This window comes from Sphingobacterium sp. xlx-130 (assembly GCF_011007405.1).
Classification (GTDB): domain Bacteria; phylum Bacteroidota; class Bacteroidia; order Sphingobacteriales; family Sphingobacteriaceae; genus Sphingobacterium; species Sphingobacterium luzhongxinii.
This window is the reverse complement of record NZ_WFKN01000005.1, coordinates 60,508-76,761: the sequence shown is the minus strand read 5'-3', so window position 1 is coordinate 76,761 and position 16,254 is coordinate 60,508. Positions and strand designations below refer to the sequence as shown.

Below are 16,254 nucleotides of genomic sequence, written 5' to 3'. Positions count from 1 at the left end.
AAGATTATAAAGATGTTCTGGGCGAAGCGGAACGGATTTCTTCACTAGCTTCATCTTCATATTGTTTGAAGTTGTTGACGAAAAGCTGTGCAAGTGCTAGGGCCTGTTTGTCGTAAGCATCTGTATCTGTCCACGTCGTCCTAGGATTTAACACTTCTGGAGGAACACCAGGGCATGACTGTGGTTTAAGTAGACCAAAAACTACATGCGGTACGTATTCAACGTCGTCCAGATCACCACGCATTGCAGCGTTAATCATTGAACGTGTATATTTAAGGTTCATACGCTTGCCTACTCCATATTTTCCACCTGTCCATCCCGTATTGATAAGCCACACATTAACATCTGGGTTTTTTTCTAATTTTTCGCCTAAAAGCTCTGCATATTTTGTAGGATGAAGAGGTAAAAATACACGTCCGAAACAAGCAGAAAATGTTGTTTGCGGTTCGGTTATACCTACTTCAGTACCAGCTACTTTCGCGGTGTATCCTGATATAAAATGATACATAGCTTGTGCTTTCGTTAACTTCGATATCGGAGGAAGTATACCGAAAGCATCGCATGTCAAAAAGAATATATTTTTAGGTTTTCCACCTAAAGAAGGTTCTTTCGCATTAGGAATATAATCTATCGGGTATGCTGCACGGGTATTTTCGGTGACACTTGCGTCAGCAAAGTCTACGATGTTACTATCTTTGAAAAAGGAAATATTTTCCAACAATGTACCTGGTTTAATTGCGGCATAAATTTCCGGTTCTTTTTCTGGACTCAAATCGATACATTTTGCATAGCATCCACCTTCAAAATTGAAAACAGAGCTTTCTGCCCATCCATGTTCGTCATCACCAATAAGAGATCTATTTGCATCCGCTGATAGCGTAGTTTTACCTGTGCCACTTAACCCAAAAAATAAGGACACATCACCGTCTTTTCCTTCATTGGCCGAACAGTGCATCGGTAATACATTATATTGGTGTGGTAAGATGAAATTAAGAGCTGAGAAAATTCCTTTTTTCATTTCCCCTGTATACGCTGTGCCACCTATTAAAATAACTTTTTCGCTAAAATTTACAATTGTAAAGTTTGCTGATCTTGTGCCGTCTACTGCTGGATCTGCTTCAAACTCCGGTATTTGAAGAATAACCCATTCTTTTTCAAAAGTCGTTAATTCTGTTTCTGTAGGTCTGATGAAAAGATTATTACAGAACAGATTCGCCCAAGGCATCGTATTTACCACTGTTACATTTAATCTATATGTCGGGTCTGCTCCAGCATAACAATGTCTTATCCAAACCTCTTTTCCTGCTAGAAACGAACGCATCTTTTGATATAGATTATCAAAAATTTCTTTTGAAATTGCGATATTAATGTCGCCCCAGTCCACACTGTTTTCGGTAAGGCTGTCCTTTACAACAAATTTGTCTTTAGGTGATCTGCCGGTAAATTTGCCGGTATTTACGCAAAGAGCTCCTTTGTCATTTAATGTGCCCTGTCCTAGCTCTAGGGTTTGAGCAGTAAGCTTTTCGTTGCTTAAGTTCCAGTGTATTGTTCCTGCATTTAACCCAATTGAATTCAAATCGAATGAAGAACTCTTTGTCCCAAATTCACGTAGCTCCATTATTACCATAATTTTGTTTTACGAAGCTAAGGTAGGTACAATAGCAAAATGAAAATAAACAAAGTTTATTTTTGTAAAAAATGCTTATAATGACCGATATCTATCGTTTATTTTACTAATTTTTCAATAAATCTTATTTATTTAGTGATGAATAAACCTAACTTTTGAAATTTTTTAAATTTGGAAGTGTCTATTCTAATGAATAGATGGCTTAGTTTGGGCAAAATATGTTAATTGTTGTTACCTTTTGTCAACACTATATTTCCCTGGTCCCATAAGAAATAGTGCAATGAATACAGCCATAAGCTCGATAGCATGCGAGGCGACATTAAATCCATCACCAACGGTTAAATGCGAAATCGTAGCAATTAACATCGTAAAAGCTAATAAGATGCTATTGGGCCTAGTCCATAATCCGAGGGCAATGAATAAAGCGCCTAAACTCTCAACAATAGCAGCGCAGAATCCCCAAATAGCGGGAAAGAAGTCTATACCTAAATTGCCCATAGATAACCCTATCTTTTCCCATTTTTCTGCCCCACCCATTAATTTGGGTAATCCATGAAAGATCAACATCGTGAGACCTATCGTGACACGTATTAGCAGGAGGGCAATATCTTTTTTTGTGCTGACTGTGCTCATTTTCTATTTGGATAGGTAATTGCTATTTTTTCTCCTGTTACTGTTAGTTCTACTTCCTCGCCAAAAATTAGTGCCCTGTTGTCGTCTATATGTCCTGCAGGGCAGTTGAAAGCAACCGGATAATGAAATTCTTTAACCTTATCTATAATAATCTCTTCTATAGTCTGTCCAAAAGGAGGATCAGCGTCCTTGAGTGAAGTGAAGCTTCCTATAATAAGTCCTTTCAGTTTGTCCAGTTTTCCTGCCCTTTTCAGTGTCCATAGCATACGATCGATATTGTAATAGGATTCACCAACGTCTTCTAGGAATAGAATTTTGTCTTTGTAATCGACATCGGAAGCAGAGGCTAGTATGCTTTGTAAAATAGCTAAATTTCCTCCTGTTAATATGCCTCGACTGCGTCCGTCGCGATTATTCGGATTTGGTGTATTGTAGTGAAGATCTGGATTTTTTCCAAAGAGTGTGTTTTTTAAAGTCTGTAGCGATTCGGTACTGGCTTCTAAGAACGATTTCACCATCTGACCATGAATTGTGGGCAGCTGGAATTGTCGTTGGATATGACTGTGAATTACGGTAATGTCGCTAAAGCCAATGATCCATTTGGGTTTTTTCTTGAACGCTGAAAAGTCTAATTTATCAATCAAACGGACGGAGCCATACCCACCTCGTCCGGCAATAATGGCTTTGATATCTGGATTATCCAGAGCCTGTTGTAAATCCTGTGCTCGTAGTTCGTCGTTGCCAGCGAATTGATGGAACTGCGCTTCGGTGGAGGGGGCAATTTCAAGTTGAAGTCCCCAGTCGAGGAGTATATTATAGGCTGGTGTTAGGTCTCCGGAGATATAACTTGCTGGACATAATATGGCGATTTTATCTCCTTTTTTTAGATATGCTGGCGTATTCATCTTTGTTTTAAAAGCTTTTAGAGTCGTGTTTAATCCTATATCATAAAAGATAAGTATTTTTATGGGATAAATCTAAACGGGCTCTTATTTATTAAGCGCAAATTGAGTTATCTTTGTAAACAATGTTACCATTTAATTTTTAGTATTACCATTAAAAGTACAATATCTTGAGCAATTTATCTAAAAAACGTTATACCATCACCTCAGCGTTACCGTATGCCAATGGTCCTTTGCACATAGGACATTTGGCTGGAGCGTATATTCCTGGGGATATTTTTGTGCGCTTCTTACGATTGAATAATAAGGATGTGGTTTATGTCTGTGGTTCGGACGAACACGGGGCTGCGATCACCATTAAAGCTAAAAAGGAGGGGGTTACTCCTCGTGAGATAATTGATAAGTATAATCAACAGATAAAAGAGTCTTTCGAAGATTTTGGAATTTCTTTTGATATTTATCACCGTACATCGGAACCTATTCATCACGAATTATCCCAGGAGTTTTTCCTGAACCTTTATGAAAAGGGCGAATTTATTGAGAAGTTTTCGGAGCAGTATTACGATGAAGAATTTCATCAGTTTCTAGCGGATCGCTATATTACAGGTACCTGCCCGCATTGTCAGAATGAAGGTGCCTATGGGGATCAATGCGAGAAGTGTGGAACTTCTTTAAGTCCTACAGATCTGATTAATCCGAAATCTACTTTGAGTGGTAAAACACCAATTTTAAAGGAGACAAAGCATTGGTATTTACCATTGGATAAATATCAGCCTTGGTTGGAAAAATGGTTAATCGACGGTAAGAAAGATGTACTAAAGTCGAATGTCTTTGGTCAATGTCAATCTTGGTTGAAATCAGGCCTGCAGCCTCGATCTATGACACGTGACTTAGATTGGGGAGTCGATGTACCCTTGGAAGAGGCTACAGGAAAGAAATTGTACGTATGGTTGGATGCCCCGATAGGCTATATTTCGGCTACAAAGCAATGGGCTATAGATAATGGAAAAGATTGGGAGAGCTATTGGAAAAAGCAATCGAATCCAGAGGACGACGCGACATTGATTCACTTCATAGGTAAGGATAATATCGTATTTCACTGTATTATTTTTCCGGCCATATTGCATGCGCACGGAGAGTATATTTTGCCAGATAATGTGCCTGCAAATGAATTCTTGAATCTAGAAGGCGATAAGTTATCGACATCTCGTAATCATGCCGTATGGTTGCATGAATATTTGGAAGAATTTCCAGGGAAACAGGATGAATTACGTTATGTACTGACTTCTATATTGCCGGAGACTTCGGATAGCGAATTTACGTGGAAGGATTTTCAAGCACGTGTGAACAATGAGCTTGTTGCTATCCTTGGTAATTTTGTCAATCGGGTTATGGTGTTGTCGCACAAATATTTTGACGGAAAAGTGTTGAAAGGAAGTGCTTACAATGGAGTGGATAACGCTGTCTTTGATGAGTTGTCGAAATATCCGGCGTTGATAGAACAATCTTTGTCAAGCTATAGATTTAGAGAGGCATTAAGTCATTTCATGAATGCAGCCCGTTTAGGGAATAAGTATTTGGCAGATGAGGAGCCTTGGAAAGTGATCAAGATAGACGAAGAAAGGGTGAAAACCGTACTTAATGTGGCTACGCAGATCGTGGCAAATTTAGCGATCTTGGCACAGCCTTTTCTACCGAAGACAGCTACTCAACTTTTTGATATGTTACAGCTTTCTACGCGGGAATGGGATAAAGCAGGGACTTCAGATCTTATCACTGAGGGTCATGTTTTAGGTGAAGTACAATTGTTGTTTGATAAAATAACGGACGAACAGGTCGCATTTCAATTAGAGAAGTTGGCTGCTGCTAAAGCAAATAATACGAAAGCGGCCGTCAGTGTAGCTCCTGCAAAAACGAATATAAATTTCGATGATTTTATGAAATTGGATATCCGTGTGGGAACGATATTGGAAGCGGAGAAAGTTGCTAAAACAAAGAAATTATTGAAACTTAAGATTGATACAGGAATCGATCAACGTACGGTTGTATCGGGGATAGCTGAATTTTTCGCACCTGAAGATATTGTCGGTAGACAGGTTTCAATTCTGGTAAATCTAGAGCCTCGGGAGATTAAAGGAATCCAGTCTCAAGGAATGATATTAATGGCGGAAGATGCAGATGGAAGATTGGATTTTGTCAATCCACAAACGACCATTACAAACGGAAGTGTGGTGCGTTAAGAACTCGAATTTTTCAATCATAAAGACACTCTTAGCCTTTGCTAGGGGTGTCTTTTTTTGAATAGAATAAACTAGTTAGGTAACCTATTCCAAATCCGATAATTGAAGGTAATACCCAACCTAAATCCATTTCGAAAAAAGGAATGTTATTAAAAAAGGTAAGCTGTTCTTTTGACCAAATGCCCAATACGTTAAACAGATTCAGAAATGCAATTATCGCAGAGGCACTCAAGGCGCCAATGTAAGGCAGTTTAGACTTTACGAATCTCCCGAAAATAACGATGTAGAGAACGAGCGTGATAACGATAGGATAGACAAATGCCAATGGGGGGTATGCAAACCGTATGATATTATCTACACCTGTGATGGATAATGCTGCGGATACCAGACAGCAAGTTGTAACTAAGTTTTTGTAGCTTAATTTTCCATTTGTCAGTTGCGAGAAAAATGAACCTACGGCAGATGTTAACGCAATTGCAGTAGTCAGGCAGGCAAGCGCAATGCTAAAAGCTATTGCAATCATTCCATAATCGCCTAGATTGCTTTTTGCAATATGTATTAATAGAGCAGATCTGCTAATGCTTGTATTCGAAATATTGGAGGTCGAACCTAGATACAGTAAGCCTCCATAAATAAGGAACAAACAGATGGCAGAAAGGGCTCCTGATGCAATCACGACCTTACTTTTTTCGGAGGTCTGATGATATCCTTTTGTTTGAGCGGCAGTAATGATGATACCAGCAAATATGACTGATGCCAGTACATCGAGTGTCTGATATCCTTCGGTGAAGCCTAAGGCAAAGGCTTCAGAAGATGAAAGTGTTGTTGCAGAATAGGGGCCGAGTGGATTACTAATGCCTACACCTATCAGTAACAATAATAACAGCAGTAGTACCGGTGTCAGGAAGTTGCCTATAATATCAACAACTTTGGAAGGAACAATTGTTAGGGCCCAAGTGATGGAAAAAAAGAGAACAGCAGACCAAATCGGATTCAGTGTTGGAAATAGCGGTAAGAGACCAACTTCAAAAGTGGTAGCCGCAGTCCTTGGTATGGCAATAAGTGGCCCGATACATAGCATAATCACAGCCCCCAAGATCGGGGCTAATAGTGGATGTACCTTATTCCCTAAATCCTGAATTGAATTTCCAGATTGTACAATAGATAAAACCCCAAGAAAGGGAAGCAAAATCCCCGTGAGCCCGAAGGCTATGATTGTAATCCAGATGTGTGGGCCTATTTGTAGACCGATAAAGGGTGGAAGTAGCAAATTGCCCGCCCCGAAGAACATAGCAAATAACGCGAAGCCAATCGTAAGTATATCTTTATATCTCTTCAAGTCTATTGGTTGTAAAATAATTGGATGAGTTGTTTTGCTTCAAGAACATCGTGTACCCGTAATAGTTGTACTCCATTTCGGAGTAAAACTGTATTCAGTGCAGTTGTCGCTGAGAGTGATTCTTGGGGAGTTATTTCTAGCTTTTTATATATCATTGATTTTCTTGAAATTCCACCAAGTAGTGGAAGCCCCATGTAGTGTAATTCATCGATGCGATGCAATAGTTCGTAATTTTGAGCTATAGTCTTTGAAAAGCCAAAGCCAGGGTCTAGGATAAGGTCTCTGACGCCCAGTGATCTCAATTGGGCAATACGTTCGCCAAAATAGACGGCAATATCTTCAACGATGTCTCCATAGTCCGTGAGTTGTTGCATGGTTTCTGGAGTACCCCGCATGTGCATAAGGATGTAAGGAACCTGGAGCTTGGCTACAGTATTAAACATATCATCATCCAAATTTCCACCCGATATATCATTGATAATGTGTGCGCCGGCTTGAATAGCAGCCCGAGCTACCTCAGCACGAAACGTATCTATGGATAAAATGGTGTCCGGGAAATTGGTTGCAATATATTCAATGATCGGTAAGGCACGGTCTATCTCTTCTTGGATAGAGATGAGCGAGGCCCCCGGTCTAGAAGAGTAGGCTCCTATATCAAGTAGGTCGGCCCCCTGACTTATCAATTGCTCTGCTTTCTTTGATGCAGCCTCTAGCGTGTTGTGTTGACCGCCGTCAAAAAAAGAATCTGGTGTAACATTTAGAATTCCCATGATTAGGGGACTTTCGAACGTTACCAAAGTGCCATTGGCGTTAATAGAAGAGCATGGAGCGGTATGGAATGTTTGCATAAGGTTGAGAAGATTCCAAAAAAAGAAGGTGCTTCTGAAAAAGCGCCTTCTTTAATGATGGAAAAATGGATGATTTACTTGATAACGAGTACGCCATCGGCAATAAAGCTAATGTCCTGTTTAGGCTCTTTGATTTTTGCTTTGCCTTCAACCACTACGGTTTTACCGATAAGATCTTGTGGCACAAAGTAGCCATAATCTGTAAACCGAACAGTGATAGGTTCGGCCCCTTCGCGTTTTAAAGTCATGTAGCAGCCTTTTGATTTGCATACTTCTACAACCTGTGCTTCCACTTTTCCGGTATAGTTGCCTTTTTCTTTTAATGTCGTTTCTAAAGCTTTGACAGATATTGCATTTTTCTTTTCAATAGCCTTTCCATAGTTTACACCGGCTTTAGCAGGTTGGATTGACTGTTGCGCTGATACCATAGTCGTCATTGCGAATAGAAAGATAAAAATTGATGCTAACTTGTTCATATGTATAAAATTTGTTCTTTAAGTGTCATATGGAATATCCATGTAGCAATGGATAAATGGATATTTCATATTTTCTTATTTACGTAGGAATTCGAATTTGCCACTGGGATCTAGCTTCATAATAACAGAGGGTTGACCAGGGGTATTATCTTCTTGTCCAAATTTAACGATATAATCTACATTTTCCTTGATCAAGTTATCTATTTGGTCAAAGGTGGTTGCAGAAGGTTGTCCACTGATATTTGCTGATGTTGAAATAATGGGTTTTTTGAAACGTTGTAAAAGTTGTTGACAGAAGGGATGCGCTACGATACGAATTCCTATTGTACCATCTTGCGCGATGGCATTTGGAGCAAGGTTTTTGGCTCCTGAATAGATGATTGTGAGCGGTTTATCGAAGGTGTCCATTAGCTCGTAGGCTACTTCTGGAATTTCGCGGACGTAGCTTGCTAATTGGTTATCGTTATGTAATAGAATCAACATACTTTTGCTCAAATCTCTGCCTTTTAAAGCAAATACTTTTTCAACAGCATCTGGATTGGTCGCATCACAGCCTATACCCCAGATCGTGTCTGTGGGATACAAAATCAATCCTCCTTTTTTTAAGGTTTCTAAGGCTTGATTTATGTCTTCTTTGTCAACAAAAGGTCTGTTCATATCTTAAACAGCTACGTTGTGATCACGTAATGCATCGTTTAGAGATGTCTTTTTGTCTGTAGACTCTTTGCGTTTACCAATAATCAACGCACAAGGAACTTGATAGTCTCCTGCAGGGAATTTTTTGGTGTAGGATCCAGGGATTACTACCGACCGCGCTGGTACTCGACCTTTATACTCTATCGGTTCAGGACCGGATACATCTATGATTTTGGTTGATGCTGTTAATACAACATTGGCTCCTAGAACAGCTTCGGACTCTACATGAACACCTTCTACCACAATAACACGAGAACCAACGAATACATTGTCTTCTATAATGACAGGTGCAGCCTGTACGGGTTCTAGTACCCCACCGATACCGACTCCTCCGGATAGATGAACATGCTTTCCTATCTGCGCACAAGAACCAACGGTAGCCCAAGTGTCTACCATAGTGCCCTCGCCTACATAAGCGCCTATGTTAACATAGGAAGGCATCATAATAACTCCTTTAGCTAAATAGGCCCCATAACGTGCTGATGCTCCAGGTACAACACGTACGCCTAATTCTTTGTAGTTTGTTTTTAACTTCATCTTGTCGTGATAGACGAAAGGTTTGTTTTCGATCTCTTTCATCTCACGTATAGGGAAATATAGGATAACTGCTTTTTTAATCCAGTCATTTACGTGCCAACGGTCACCTACAGGTTCGGCGACACGTAGTTCGCCGTTATCCAGCTTCATGATGACAGTTTGTATGGCTTCAAAATATTCTTTAAATTCTAAAAGGTGTCTTTCTTCCCAAGCTTCTTCGACTAGTTTTTGCAAGTTTTGCATTTTTTACGGTGTTAGTTATGACTATTTTTTCAGTTACAAACTTAGAAAAAATGCTTTGTATTCACCCAATGACTAGCGTAATTATTCGCTAGGAATGATGGGATTGAGTCCGGATTGTAGGTTTTTTTTAATTTGCAATCTATCAATTTGGTGTACGATGTTGCTTACTGGCTTTACAGCAGTTCGAGGGAGATTTCTTTTTTGTTAGAAAAGCGGTATTTTTGTTTTATGGCAGGTGAAAATGAAAAACTACGTATTGATAAATATTTATGGGCTATTCGTCTATTTAAGACGCGTAGCCTAGCAACTGAGGCTTGTAAGGCTGGGCGTGTTAAATTGAATGGCGCCAATGTTAAGGCTTCTTATATTGTCAAAGTTGGGGAAACCTATAGCATTCAGAAGGGGATTGAGCGTAAGGTGATTTTGGTTACAGGATTGCTGGAACGAAGGGGTGATGCTAAAATTGCAGCTGCTCATTATTCCGATCAGACACCTCTTGAGGATACCTATGGATTTAAATCCACCTTTCATGCACCAGTCTTGAAGCGTGATCGCGGTGCTGGAAGACCAACAAAGCGTGATCGTCGAGAGATTGATGGGCTTCAAAGTAGCGAATGGTGGGAAGAGGCTGATAACAATTAAAAAAGGCAGAAACTTGAATTTCTGCCTTTTTTAATTGTTATCGTTTGTCGAGGTCTATATACTGACGGTCTGTCTCGCCTGTATAAACTTGTCTTGGACGTCCAATAGGTTCTTTATTATCACGCATTTCTTTCCATTGTGCGATCCATCCCGGAAGACGGCCTAAAGCAAATAATACCGTAAACATATCTGATTTAAATCCTAACGCGCGATAAATGATACCGGAATAAAAGTCAACGTTTGGATATAATTTTCTGTCAATAAAGTACTGATCGCTTAGTGCCGCCGCTTCCAGTCCTTTAGCAATATCTAAGACTGGATCTTTTACGCCTAGCTTCTCTAACACATCATCGGCAGCCTTTTTAATAATTTTGGCACGTGGGTCAAAGTTTTTGTACACCCGGTGGCCAAAGCCCATTAGACGGAAAGGGTCGTTTTTATCTTTTGCTTTTGCTAGGTATTTTTCTACATCACCGCCATCATTTTTGATGTCCTCTAACATCTCGATCACCGCTTGGTTAGCACCACCGTGAAGGGGACCCCATAAAGCATTGATACCTGCAGACACTGACGCGTATAAGTTCGCGTTGGATGATCCCACGATACGGACAGTGGATGTTGAACAGTTTTGTTCGTGGTCGGCATGAAGGATCAACAAAACTCGCATGGCGTCTAATACCGCCTCGTCAAATATTTTATCGCAATTTACCTCGCCAAAAATCATATTCATGAAGTTGTCGATGTATCCTAGATCTTTCTTTGGGTATACTACAGGATGGCCTAGTGATTTCTTTTGAATCCAAGATACGATAGTTGGCATTTTGCCCAGTAAGTTGATGATCGTCTTGTATTCTTCCGCTTCCGATTGATTCGGGTTTAGAGATTCTGGATAAAAAGCGGATAGTGCACCTACTAGACAGGATAGCTGTCCCATAGGGTGTGATTTTGACGGAAATCCAGCGAAAAACATTTTCATGTCTTCGTGTACCATCATCTGTTGTTTGATATCTGTCCTGAATTGCTCCAGTACCTCTTTAGAAGGAAGGTTTCCGAAAATTAATAAATAAGCAACCTCTAAAAAGGTGGATTTTTCTGCTAAATCTTCAATTTTGTAACCGCGGTACTTTAATATCCCTTTTTCACCATCTAAAAAGGTAATTGCACTTTTAGCTGCGCCTGTATTTTTGAATCCAGGATCTATGGTAATATATCCTGATTGATCTCTTAGTTTTGAAATATCAATAGCTTTTTCATTTTCAGTTCCTGTGATAACAGGAAATTCAAGTGTTTTGCCATTTAAAGTAAAGGATGCTGTTTCAGACATAATCAAAATTTTATGTGTATTCACAAAAATATAAAAATGAATGACAAAATAATCCATAGTTTAATTTTTAAATGACATTTATTGGTAAAAATTGCAAAATTTTCACTGATCCGGCTTTTGTTACATATCCAATTCAGTCATTTATTTATTTTTTATTATTAATAAGCTGCAGGGCCTACGCTTTATAAAAAAAACAAAAAAACATTGTAGTTGCTACGATTGTTTCGTAGAATTGCGTAGTAATAGTATTTAGTAATATGGAAATAGAGAAGTTAACCATTCAGGAAGAACAGGCTATGTTGTCAGTGTGGCAACTAAAAGGGGGCTTTATTAAGGAGATATTGGATAATATGAAAGGAGAGCCTGTGCCCTATACGACCTTGGCATCAACAATAAAAAATCTGGAAAGAAAGGGGTATGTAAAGCCCGTGCGTTATGCAAATGCGAAACGGTATGAACCGGTAATTTTGGAAGAGGAGTATAAAGGGAAGTATATGAGTTCTTTTGTTGGCGATTATTTTCGTAATTCCTATAAAGAAATGGTGTCTTTCTTTGTTAAAGAAGAAAAATTGTCGGAAGTAGAGTTAAAGGAGATCATGGATATGATTAAAAGCGGCAAATCGTAATGTTATGGCCCCAGTTAAGTTGTTGGTGATAATTGTCTTTTTAGGTGTAAATTCTGCCATCGCTGTCGAAGTAGACTCTTTGTTAAGTCGTGTTTATGAACGGATAGTAGTGGGGAAGTTTCAATATAAAATGGTGAGAGAGTTGGATTATGATATGGGAGCAGGTACTAGAGATTATACAAAACAGCAATGGCAGACAAAGCTTGTTTTTTTCAATAAGGATCTGTTTGGTTTTAACTTCGAAATCTTAGATGGGGACCGAATATTTTGTTTTGCCGACGAGGAGTACCAGGAGAAAAACTTGGCTGGGGTAATGGTAGAGGAGCGAAGTGGGAGCGAGGCCATATTAGAGTTACAGCGATTGAGTTCACTTTATAATTCATTAGTAACCTTACGCAATGTAATACCCTTACTTTTGGAGACAGATGATATAATCCGGGAAGTTAGAGAGGAAAAAGATGCATACGTATTCGTGTGCAACATAGGTAAAAGGAGAATCCAAAACTTGGGTGCTGCATTTGATAAAATGACGACGGAATATGACTTTGTATATCGTGTTTACGTGGATAAGGCATCGATGATCCCTTATCGCATTGTGCAGCGTTACGGGGATTCAGAAATCAGAACGACATTTGAAGGGATAACTGTGATAAATTAATTATGGAAAGTATATTGACATATATTCTGCAGGTCAACCTCTTGTTGGCTATCGTGTTTTTAGGCTACGTCTTGCTATTGAGGAAACTGACGTTTTACAGACTGAATAGAGTATATCTTTTTGTGGGAGGAGGCTATTCTTTATTTTATCCATTTTTGGCTATTCATAGTTGGTTTAAAGAAGATGTTGCTATACATCTTCCTTTGATGTTGGATTATGTAGAGTACTATCTACCGGAGCAGGATGTTTCGATTTTAACAGTTGGACATTTATTCTTGGCTGCTCTGGCAGTAGGAGCTGGTATCTTGCTGTTGAAGTTGAGCATGCAACTCATCAGCTTATTACGTATACATGTTTATTCTAAGCCCTCAAAGTGGCAGCATTATTTTTTTAGGAATGTGTTGTTTCCAATTGTTCCCTTTTCTTTTTTCAATAAAATATATATCCATCAGGATCAACATCAGGATCCTGAGCTGTTTGATATTTTCAAGCATGAAGATATTCATGTGAAAGGCCTTCACACGGTGGATATTCTTTTGTTTGAAATACTATTGATAGGATGTTGGTATAACCCCTTCGTATGGCTTATGCGCAAAGCTGTACGTCAAAATCTGGAATTCCTGACTGATCAACAGGTGCTGGATAAAGGAGTGGATCGACAGACCTATCAATATTCATTGCTGACGGTGACTAAGCAGGGAGCTACTGTGGCTATCGGTAATCAGTTTAATTTTAAAACCTTAAAAAAGCGTATTATGATGATGAACAAAAGACGCTCCGCCAAGATTGAGTTGAGTAAGTATGCTTTTCTATTGCCAATTGTGATTTTAGCTGGAGCTAGTTTTACGGTGAGCAATGCTGAAGGAAAAATTGAAGAATTGGTGGAAACAGTGCAAGCTATTCCGGTGGATGCGGTACTGCCGATATCTAAAACAGAACAGCTTGTCTCTGCTCAGGATACCTTGAAAGATGAAATTGTTGGGATCTCTTATAAGGCTGATACCCTACAGGTGGCAGCTAATGAAAAGGGATTTCCTATAGGAGGAACTAATGGGGATCAACTGTTTATACACGGTGATGTGAGATTTGGAGATGTATTGACTGTATTGGATGGAGTACCTGTGAAGAGTGAAGAGATGAAGAATTTAGCTCCCGATGATATAGAGAGTGTTACCGTGTTGAAGGATAAATCTGCAATGGCTTTGTACGGGGATAAGGGAAAGAACGGGGTTCTCTTAATTGTCAGCAAATCGGGTAAGGCGGCGAAAACAATGCAGGGGAAAGTCAGTGGAGTTAGGTTGGGAGCCGTTGACACCACAAAGTCTGGGCTCGGACGAGTTGTTATCCGTGGTGTTGGGGAGATGAATAAAGCTAATCCGTTATTTGTTATTGATGGTAGAGAAATGCCTGTGGATTTTGACTTATCAACTTTAGAGGCTAGCAGCATTCACAGTATCTCTGTGCTGAAAGATAAATCCGCTGAAAGTATTTACGGTACAAAGGGTAAGGAAGGTGTGGTAATTATCACCACTAAAATTGCGAATGAATTATCTCCACAAAAAGAAGGGGCGTTAAATAGAACATGGACCTTGTCTCGGAATGCGACTAAAGACGAACGGGGGGTATTCTACGGTCAGCAACAAAAGGTATACAAAGATGATATTAAAGAAGTTACTGTAATTGGTTTTGCTTCAAAGGATGCTAAAGGTAAACCGGTTGAGAAATTGGATACGCAACCAGAACCAGAAGGTTGAATAGATGCTTTTAGAAAATGGGTCGGTAATAATTTTACCTATCCTCAAGCAGCAATAGATGCACGCGTAAAGGGGACAATTTATGTGGTTTTTGTCGTTGAGAGCGACGGTTCATTAAGCAATATCAATGTGTCTCGGGACTTGGGATATGGTACAGGTGAAAATGCGGTCAATCTGATAAAAAGGGCTCCAAAGTGGAAGCCTGGGCTTAAGGATGGTGTGCCTGTAAGAGTAGAATATTCTTTCCCTATCCGGTTGGATCTGACTAAATGACAAAGAGAAGCCTGTTAACAGGCTTCTCTTTGTCATTTAGTATTGAGATTTGTCATTGTTAACTCTATCCCGATATGGACAAAACTGTGGACCATCTTGACTGCGTGCTCAATCAATGCGGGCAGCTCTTTTTGTTCTTCTTTGTCAAAAGGCCCCAAGACGTAATCAACCTGTCTACCTTTTGGGTAGTTGTCTCCTATGCCAAAACGTAACCTGGGGTAGGCTTGTCCTCCGCATAGGGCTTCAATGGACTTTAGTCCGTTATGTCCGGCGGCCGAGCCTTTTGGTTTTATACGTAGTGAACCAAAAGGGATAGCTAGGTCATCGACGATTACCAAGACATTCTGTATAGGTACTTTAAGTTGTTGCATCCAATAATTGACGGCTTTACCGCTGAGATTCATATAGGTAGTCGGTTTGATCAAATAGACATTGTGTCCTCGCTGCTTAAACTCCGTGTAGTAAGCGTGTTTTAACGTAGACCAGGACGAGCCTGCTTGGTTAGCCAACTCGTCTGCTACCATAAAACCAATATTGTGTCGGGTATCTGCATATTCCCGTCCGATGTTTCCTAGACCAACAATCAAATAGTTCATGGCTGTAAAAGTAAAAAGTAAAAAGTGAAAAGTAAAAAAAAGAGCACCGGAATCTCCGATGCTCTTTATAATAAATACTCAGTACTAAATACCGAAATTATTTCTTTTTGCCTCCTTGAGCTGCTTTCGCTGCTTCTTGCTCTGCTTGACGTAAAGCACGAGACATGATTACTGAAACGATTGTATCGTCTGAGTTGTTTAATACTTTAGCGTTCTCTAATGTTACTTGGCGCACGCGGAAAGATTTACCAACTTCTAGAGACTCCATAGGAACCTCGATCTCTTGTGGAAGATTGTTAGGTAATGCTTTAACACGAAGGTTACGTAATTTTTGAACTAATTTACCCCCCATTTTAACACCAGGAGAAGTTCCTGTTAATTTGATTGGGATGTTTACAGATACTTCTTTGTCATCGAATAACTCTAAAAAGTCAACGTGCGTAACTTGATCTGTTAATGGGTGGAATTGTGCTTCTTGAACGATAGCTCTTACTTTTTTACCGTCGATGTTCAATTCAACGAAAATAACATCAGCAGTGTAAAGAACTGGTTTCAAATCAGCTGCGGATACAGAAAGGTGAGTTTGTTCTTTTCCTCCATAAAGAACTGCAGGAACCTGTCCTTCGTAACGCAATCCTTTTGCATCTCTTTTCCCTACGCTCTCTCTAAGAGAACCGCTAATAGCAATTGATTTCATGTTGTTTAAAATATTAAAATATGAGGTGCAAAAGTAATGAAAAATTATGAGAACGCAATCCTTTTTGACTTTTTGTAAAAACCGTAATACATTAGCTGTTTTTTCTTTATTAAAAATTTTATGTATTTATATTTGAGTTGTTT

Annotated in this window: 17 protein-coding genes; 6 read left to right on the top strand and 11 right to left on the bottom strand. The window is 39.5% G+C overall.

Annotation, left to right across the window (positions count from 1 at the left end; translation table 11 throughout):
* Positions 1-4: 4 nt before the first annotated feature.
* The 3 genes from pckA to G7B18_RS09070 all read right to left on the bottom strand — a co-directional run bounded on the left by pckA (position 5) and on the right by G7B18_RS09070 (position 3,165).
* Positions 5-1,618 carry a phosphoenolpyruvate carboxykinase (ATP) gene (gene pckA / locus G7B18_RS09080; RefSeq protein WP_164109269.1) on the bottom strand — a complete coding sequence of 538 codons (1,614 nt, stop codon included), beginning with the start codon at positions 1,616-1,618 and terminating at the stop codon, positions 5-7.
* A gap of 240 nt (positions 1,619-1,858) precedes the next feature.
* On the bottom strand, positions 1,859-2,260 hold the full coding sequence (locus G7B18_RS09075; RefSeq protein WP_164109267.1) for a DoxX family protein: 402 nt from the start codon (positions 2,258-2,260) through the stop codon (positions 1,859-1,861).
* Positions 2,257-3,165: an LD-carboxypeptidase gene (locus G7B18_RS09070; protein ID WP_164122413.1), complete on the bottom strand. Its 909-nt coding sequence runs from the start codon at positions 3,163-3,165 to the stop codon at positions 2,257-2,259. The genes G7B18_RS09075 and G7B18_RS09070 overlap by 4 nt, the downstream gene beginning before the upstream one ends.
* Positions 3,166-3,332: 167 nt before the next feature.
* On the opposite strand from G7B18_RS09070, the gene metG reads away from it, so the two are divergent.
* The gene (gene metG, locus G7B18_RS09065) at positions 3,333-5,402 is read left to right on the top strand and encodes a methionine--tRNA ligase (protein WP_164122411.1); all 2,070 of its coding nucleotides are present in this window, start codon (positions 3,333-3,335) and stop codon (positions 5,400-5,402) included.
* Positions 5,403-5,433: 31 nt separating this feature from the next.
* On the opposite strand, the gene brnQ is transcribed toward metG, so the two are convergent.
* The 5 genes from brnQ to G7B18_RS09040 form a co-directional block, all read right to left on the bottom strand.
* Positions 5,434-6,741, bottom strand: coding sequence for a branched-chain amino acid transport system II carrier protein (gene brnQ / locus G7B18_RS09060; RefSeq protein ID WP_164109261.1), 1,308 nt, complete (start codon positions 6,739-6,741; stop codon positions 5,434-5,436).
* 2 nt (positions 6,742-6,743) lie between these two features.
* A complete protein-coding gene (gene folP / locus G7B18_RS09055; RefSeq protein WP_164109258.1) occupies positions 6,744-7,589 on the bottom strand; it encodes a dihydropteroate synthase in 846 nt (281 codons plus the stop codon).
* A 74-nt stretch (positions 7,590-7,663) separates the two neighbouring features.
* Positions 7,664-8,065 (bottom strand): DUF4920 domain-containing protein, encoded by a 402-nt coding sequence (locus tag G7B18_RS09050; protein ID WP_164109256.1) that lies wholly within the window; start codon positions 8,063-8,065, stop codon positions 7,664-7,666.
* Between the two features lie 75 nt (positions 8,066-8,140).
* Positions 8,141-8,722 carry an L-threonylcarbamoyladenylate synthase gene (locus G7B18_RS09045; protein ID WP_164109254.1) on the bottom strand — a complete coding sequence of 194 codons (582 nt, stop codon included), beginning with the start codon at positions 8,720-8,722 and terminating at the stop codon, positions 8,141-8,143.
* Between the two features lie 3 nt (positions 8,723-8,725).
* Complete coding sequence (locus G7B18_RS09040; protein WP_164109251.1) at positions 8,726-9,541, bottom strand: 2,3,4,5-tetrahydropyridine-2,6-dicarboxylate N-succinyltransferase; 816 nt, start codon at positions 9,539-9,541, stop codon at positions 8,726-8,728.
* Between the two features lie 228 nt (positions 9,542-9,769).
* Here G7B18_RS09040 and G7B18_RS09035 point away from each other — a divergent pair, with 228 nt between their 5' ends.
* Complete coding sequence (locus G7B18_RS09035; protein ID WP_164110117.1) at positions 9,770-10,183, top strand: RNA-binding S4 domain-containing protein; 414 nt, start codon at positions 9,770-9,772, stop codon at positions 10,181-10,183.
* Positions 10,184-10,220: 37 nt separating this feature from the next.
* Here G7B18_RS09035 and G7B18_RS09030 read toward each other — a convergent pair whose 3' ends face one another.
* On the bottom strand, positions 10,221-11,507 hold the full coding sequence (locus G7B18_RS09030; RefSeq protein ID WP_164122409.1) for a citrate synthase: 1,287 nt from the start codon (positions 11,505-11,507) through the stop codon (positions 10,221-10,223).
* A gap of 257 nt (positions 11,508-11,764) precedes the next feature.
* Between G7B18_RS09030 and G7B18_RS09025 the strand changes: the two genes are divergently transcribed.
* From G7B18_RS09025 to G7B18_RS09010, 4 genes are read left to right on the top strand one after another with little or no spacing between them, the layout of a single operon-like run.
* Positions 11,765-12,133, top strand: a complete 369-nt coding sequence (locus tag G7B18_RS09025; RefSeq protein WP_240452816.1) for a BlaI/MecI/CopY family transcriptional regulator — start codon at positions 11,765-11,767, stop codon at positions 12,131-12,133.
* A gap of 4 nt (positions 12,134-12,137) precedes the next feature.
* Entirely contained in the window at positions 12,138-12,791 is a 654-nt protein-coding gene (locus tag G7B18_RS09020; RefSeq protein WP_164122407.1) for a hypothetical protein, read from the top strand.
* 2 nt (positions 12,792-12,793) lie between these two features.
* Complete coding sequence (locus G7B18_RS09015) at positions 12,794-14,545, top strand: TonB-dependent receptor plug domain-containing protein (RefSeq protein WP_164122405.1); 1,752 nt, start codon at positions 12,794-12,796, stop codon at positions 14,543-14,545.
* Positions 14,546-14,818 carry an energy transducer TonB gene (locus tag G7B18_RS09010; RefSeq protein WP_164110113.1) on the top strand — a complete coding sequence of 91 codons (273 nt, stop codon included), beginning with the start codon at positions 14,546-14,548 and terminating at the stop codon, positions 14,816-14,818.
* A gap of 32 nt (positions 14,819-14,850) precedes the next feature.
* Here the strand turns inward: G7B18_RS09010 and pth are convergent, their stop codons facing one another.
* Positions 14,851-15,414 (bottom strand): aminoacyl-tRNA hydrolase, encoded by a 564-nt coding sequence (gene pth / locus G7B18_RS09005; RefSeq protein ID WP_164109241.1) that lies wholly within the window; start codon positions 15,412-15,414, stop codon positions 14,851-14,853.
* A 97-nt stretch (positions 15,415-15,511) separates the two neighbouring features.
* Positions 15,512-16,111, bottom strand: coding sequence for a 50S ribosomal protein L25/general stress protein Ctc (locus tag G7B18_RS09000; protein ID WP_164109239.1), 600 nt, complete (start codon positions 16,109-16,111; stop codon positions 15,512-15,514).
* Positions 16,112-16,254: the final 143 nt, after the last annotated feature.

Bases quoted from the DNA above. Each gene is read 5' to 3' on its own strand.
- pckA (WP_164109269.1), bottom strand. From the start codon at position 1,618: ATGGAGCTACGTGAATTTGGGACAAAGAGTTCTTCATTCGATTTGAAT.
- G7B18_RS09075 (WP_164109267.1), bottom strand. From the start codon at position 2,260: ATGAGCACAGTCAGCACAAAAAAAGATATTGCCCTCCTGCTAATACGT.
- G7B18_RS09070 (WP_164122413.1), bottom strand. From the start codon at position 3,165: ATGAATACGCCAGCATATCTAAAAAAAGGAGATAAAATCGCCATATTA.
- folP (WP_164109258.1), bottom strand. From the start codon at position 7,589: ATGCAAACATTCCATACCGCTCCATGCTCTTCTATTAACGCCAATGGC.
- G7B18_RS09050 (WP_164109256.1), bottom strand. From the start codon at position 8,065: ATGAACAAGTTAGCATCAATTTTTATCTTTCTATTCGCAATGACGACT.
- G7B18_RS09045 (WP_164109254.1), bottom strand. From the start codon at position 8,722: ATGAACAGACCTTTTGTTGACAAAGAAGACATAAATCAAGCCTTAGAA.
- G7B18_RS09040 (WP_164109251.1), bottom strand. From the start codon at position 9,541: ATGCAAAACTTGCAAAAACTAGTCGAAGAAGCTTGGGAAGAAAGACAC.
- G7B18_RS09035 (WP_164110117.1), top strand. From the start codon at position 9,770: ATGGCAGGTGAAAATGAAAAACTACGTATTGATAAATATTTATGGGCT.
- G7B18_RS09030 (WP_164122409.1), bottom strand. From the start codon at position 11,507: ATGTCTGAAACAGCATCCTTTACTTTAAATGGCAAAACACTTGAATTT.
- G7B18_RS09025 (WP_240452816.1), top strand. From the start codon at position 11,765: ATGGAAATAGAGAAGTTAACCATTCAGGAAGAACAGGCTATGTTGTCA.
- G7B18_RS09020 (WP_164122407.1), top strand. From the start codon at position 12,138: ATGGCCCCAGTTAAGTTGTTGGTGATAATTGTCTTTTTAGGTGTAAAT.
- G7B18_RS09015 (WP_164122405.1), top strand. From the start codon at position 12,794: ATGGAAAGTATATTGACATATATTCTGCAGGTCAACCTCTTGTTGGCT.
- pth (WP_164109241.1), bottom strand. From the start codon at position 15,414: ATGAACTATTTGATTGTTGGTCTAGGAAACATCGGACGGGAATATGCA.
- G7B18_RS09000 (WP_164109239.1), bottom strand. From the start codon at position 16,111: ATGAAATCAATTGCTATTAGCGGTTCTCTTAGAGAGAGCGTAGGGAAA.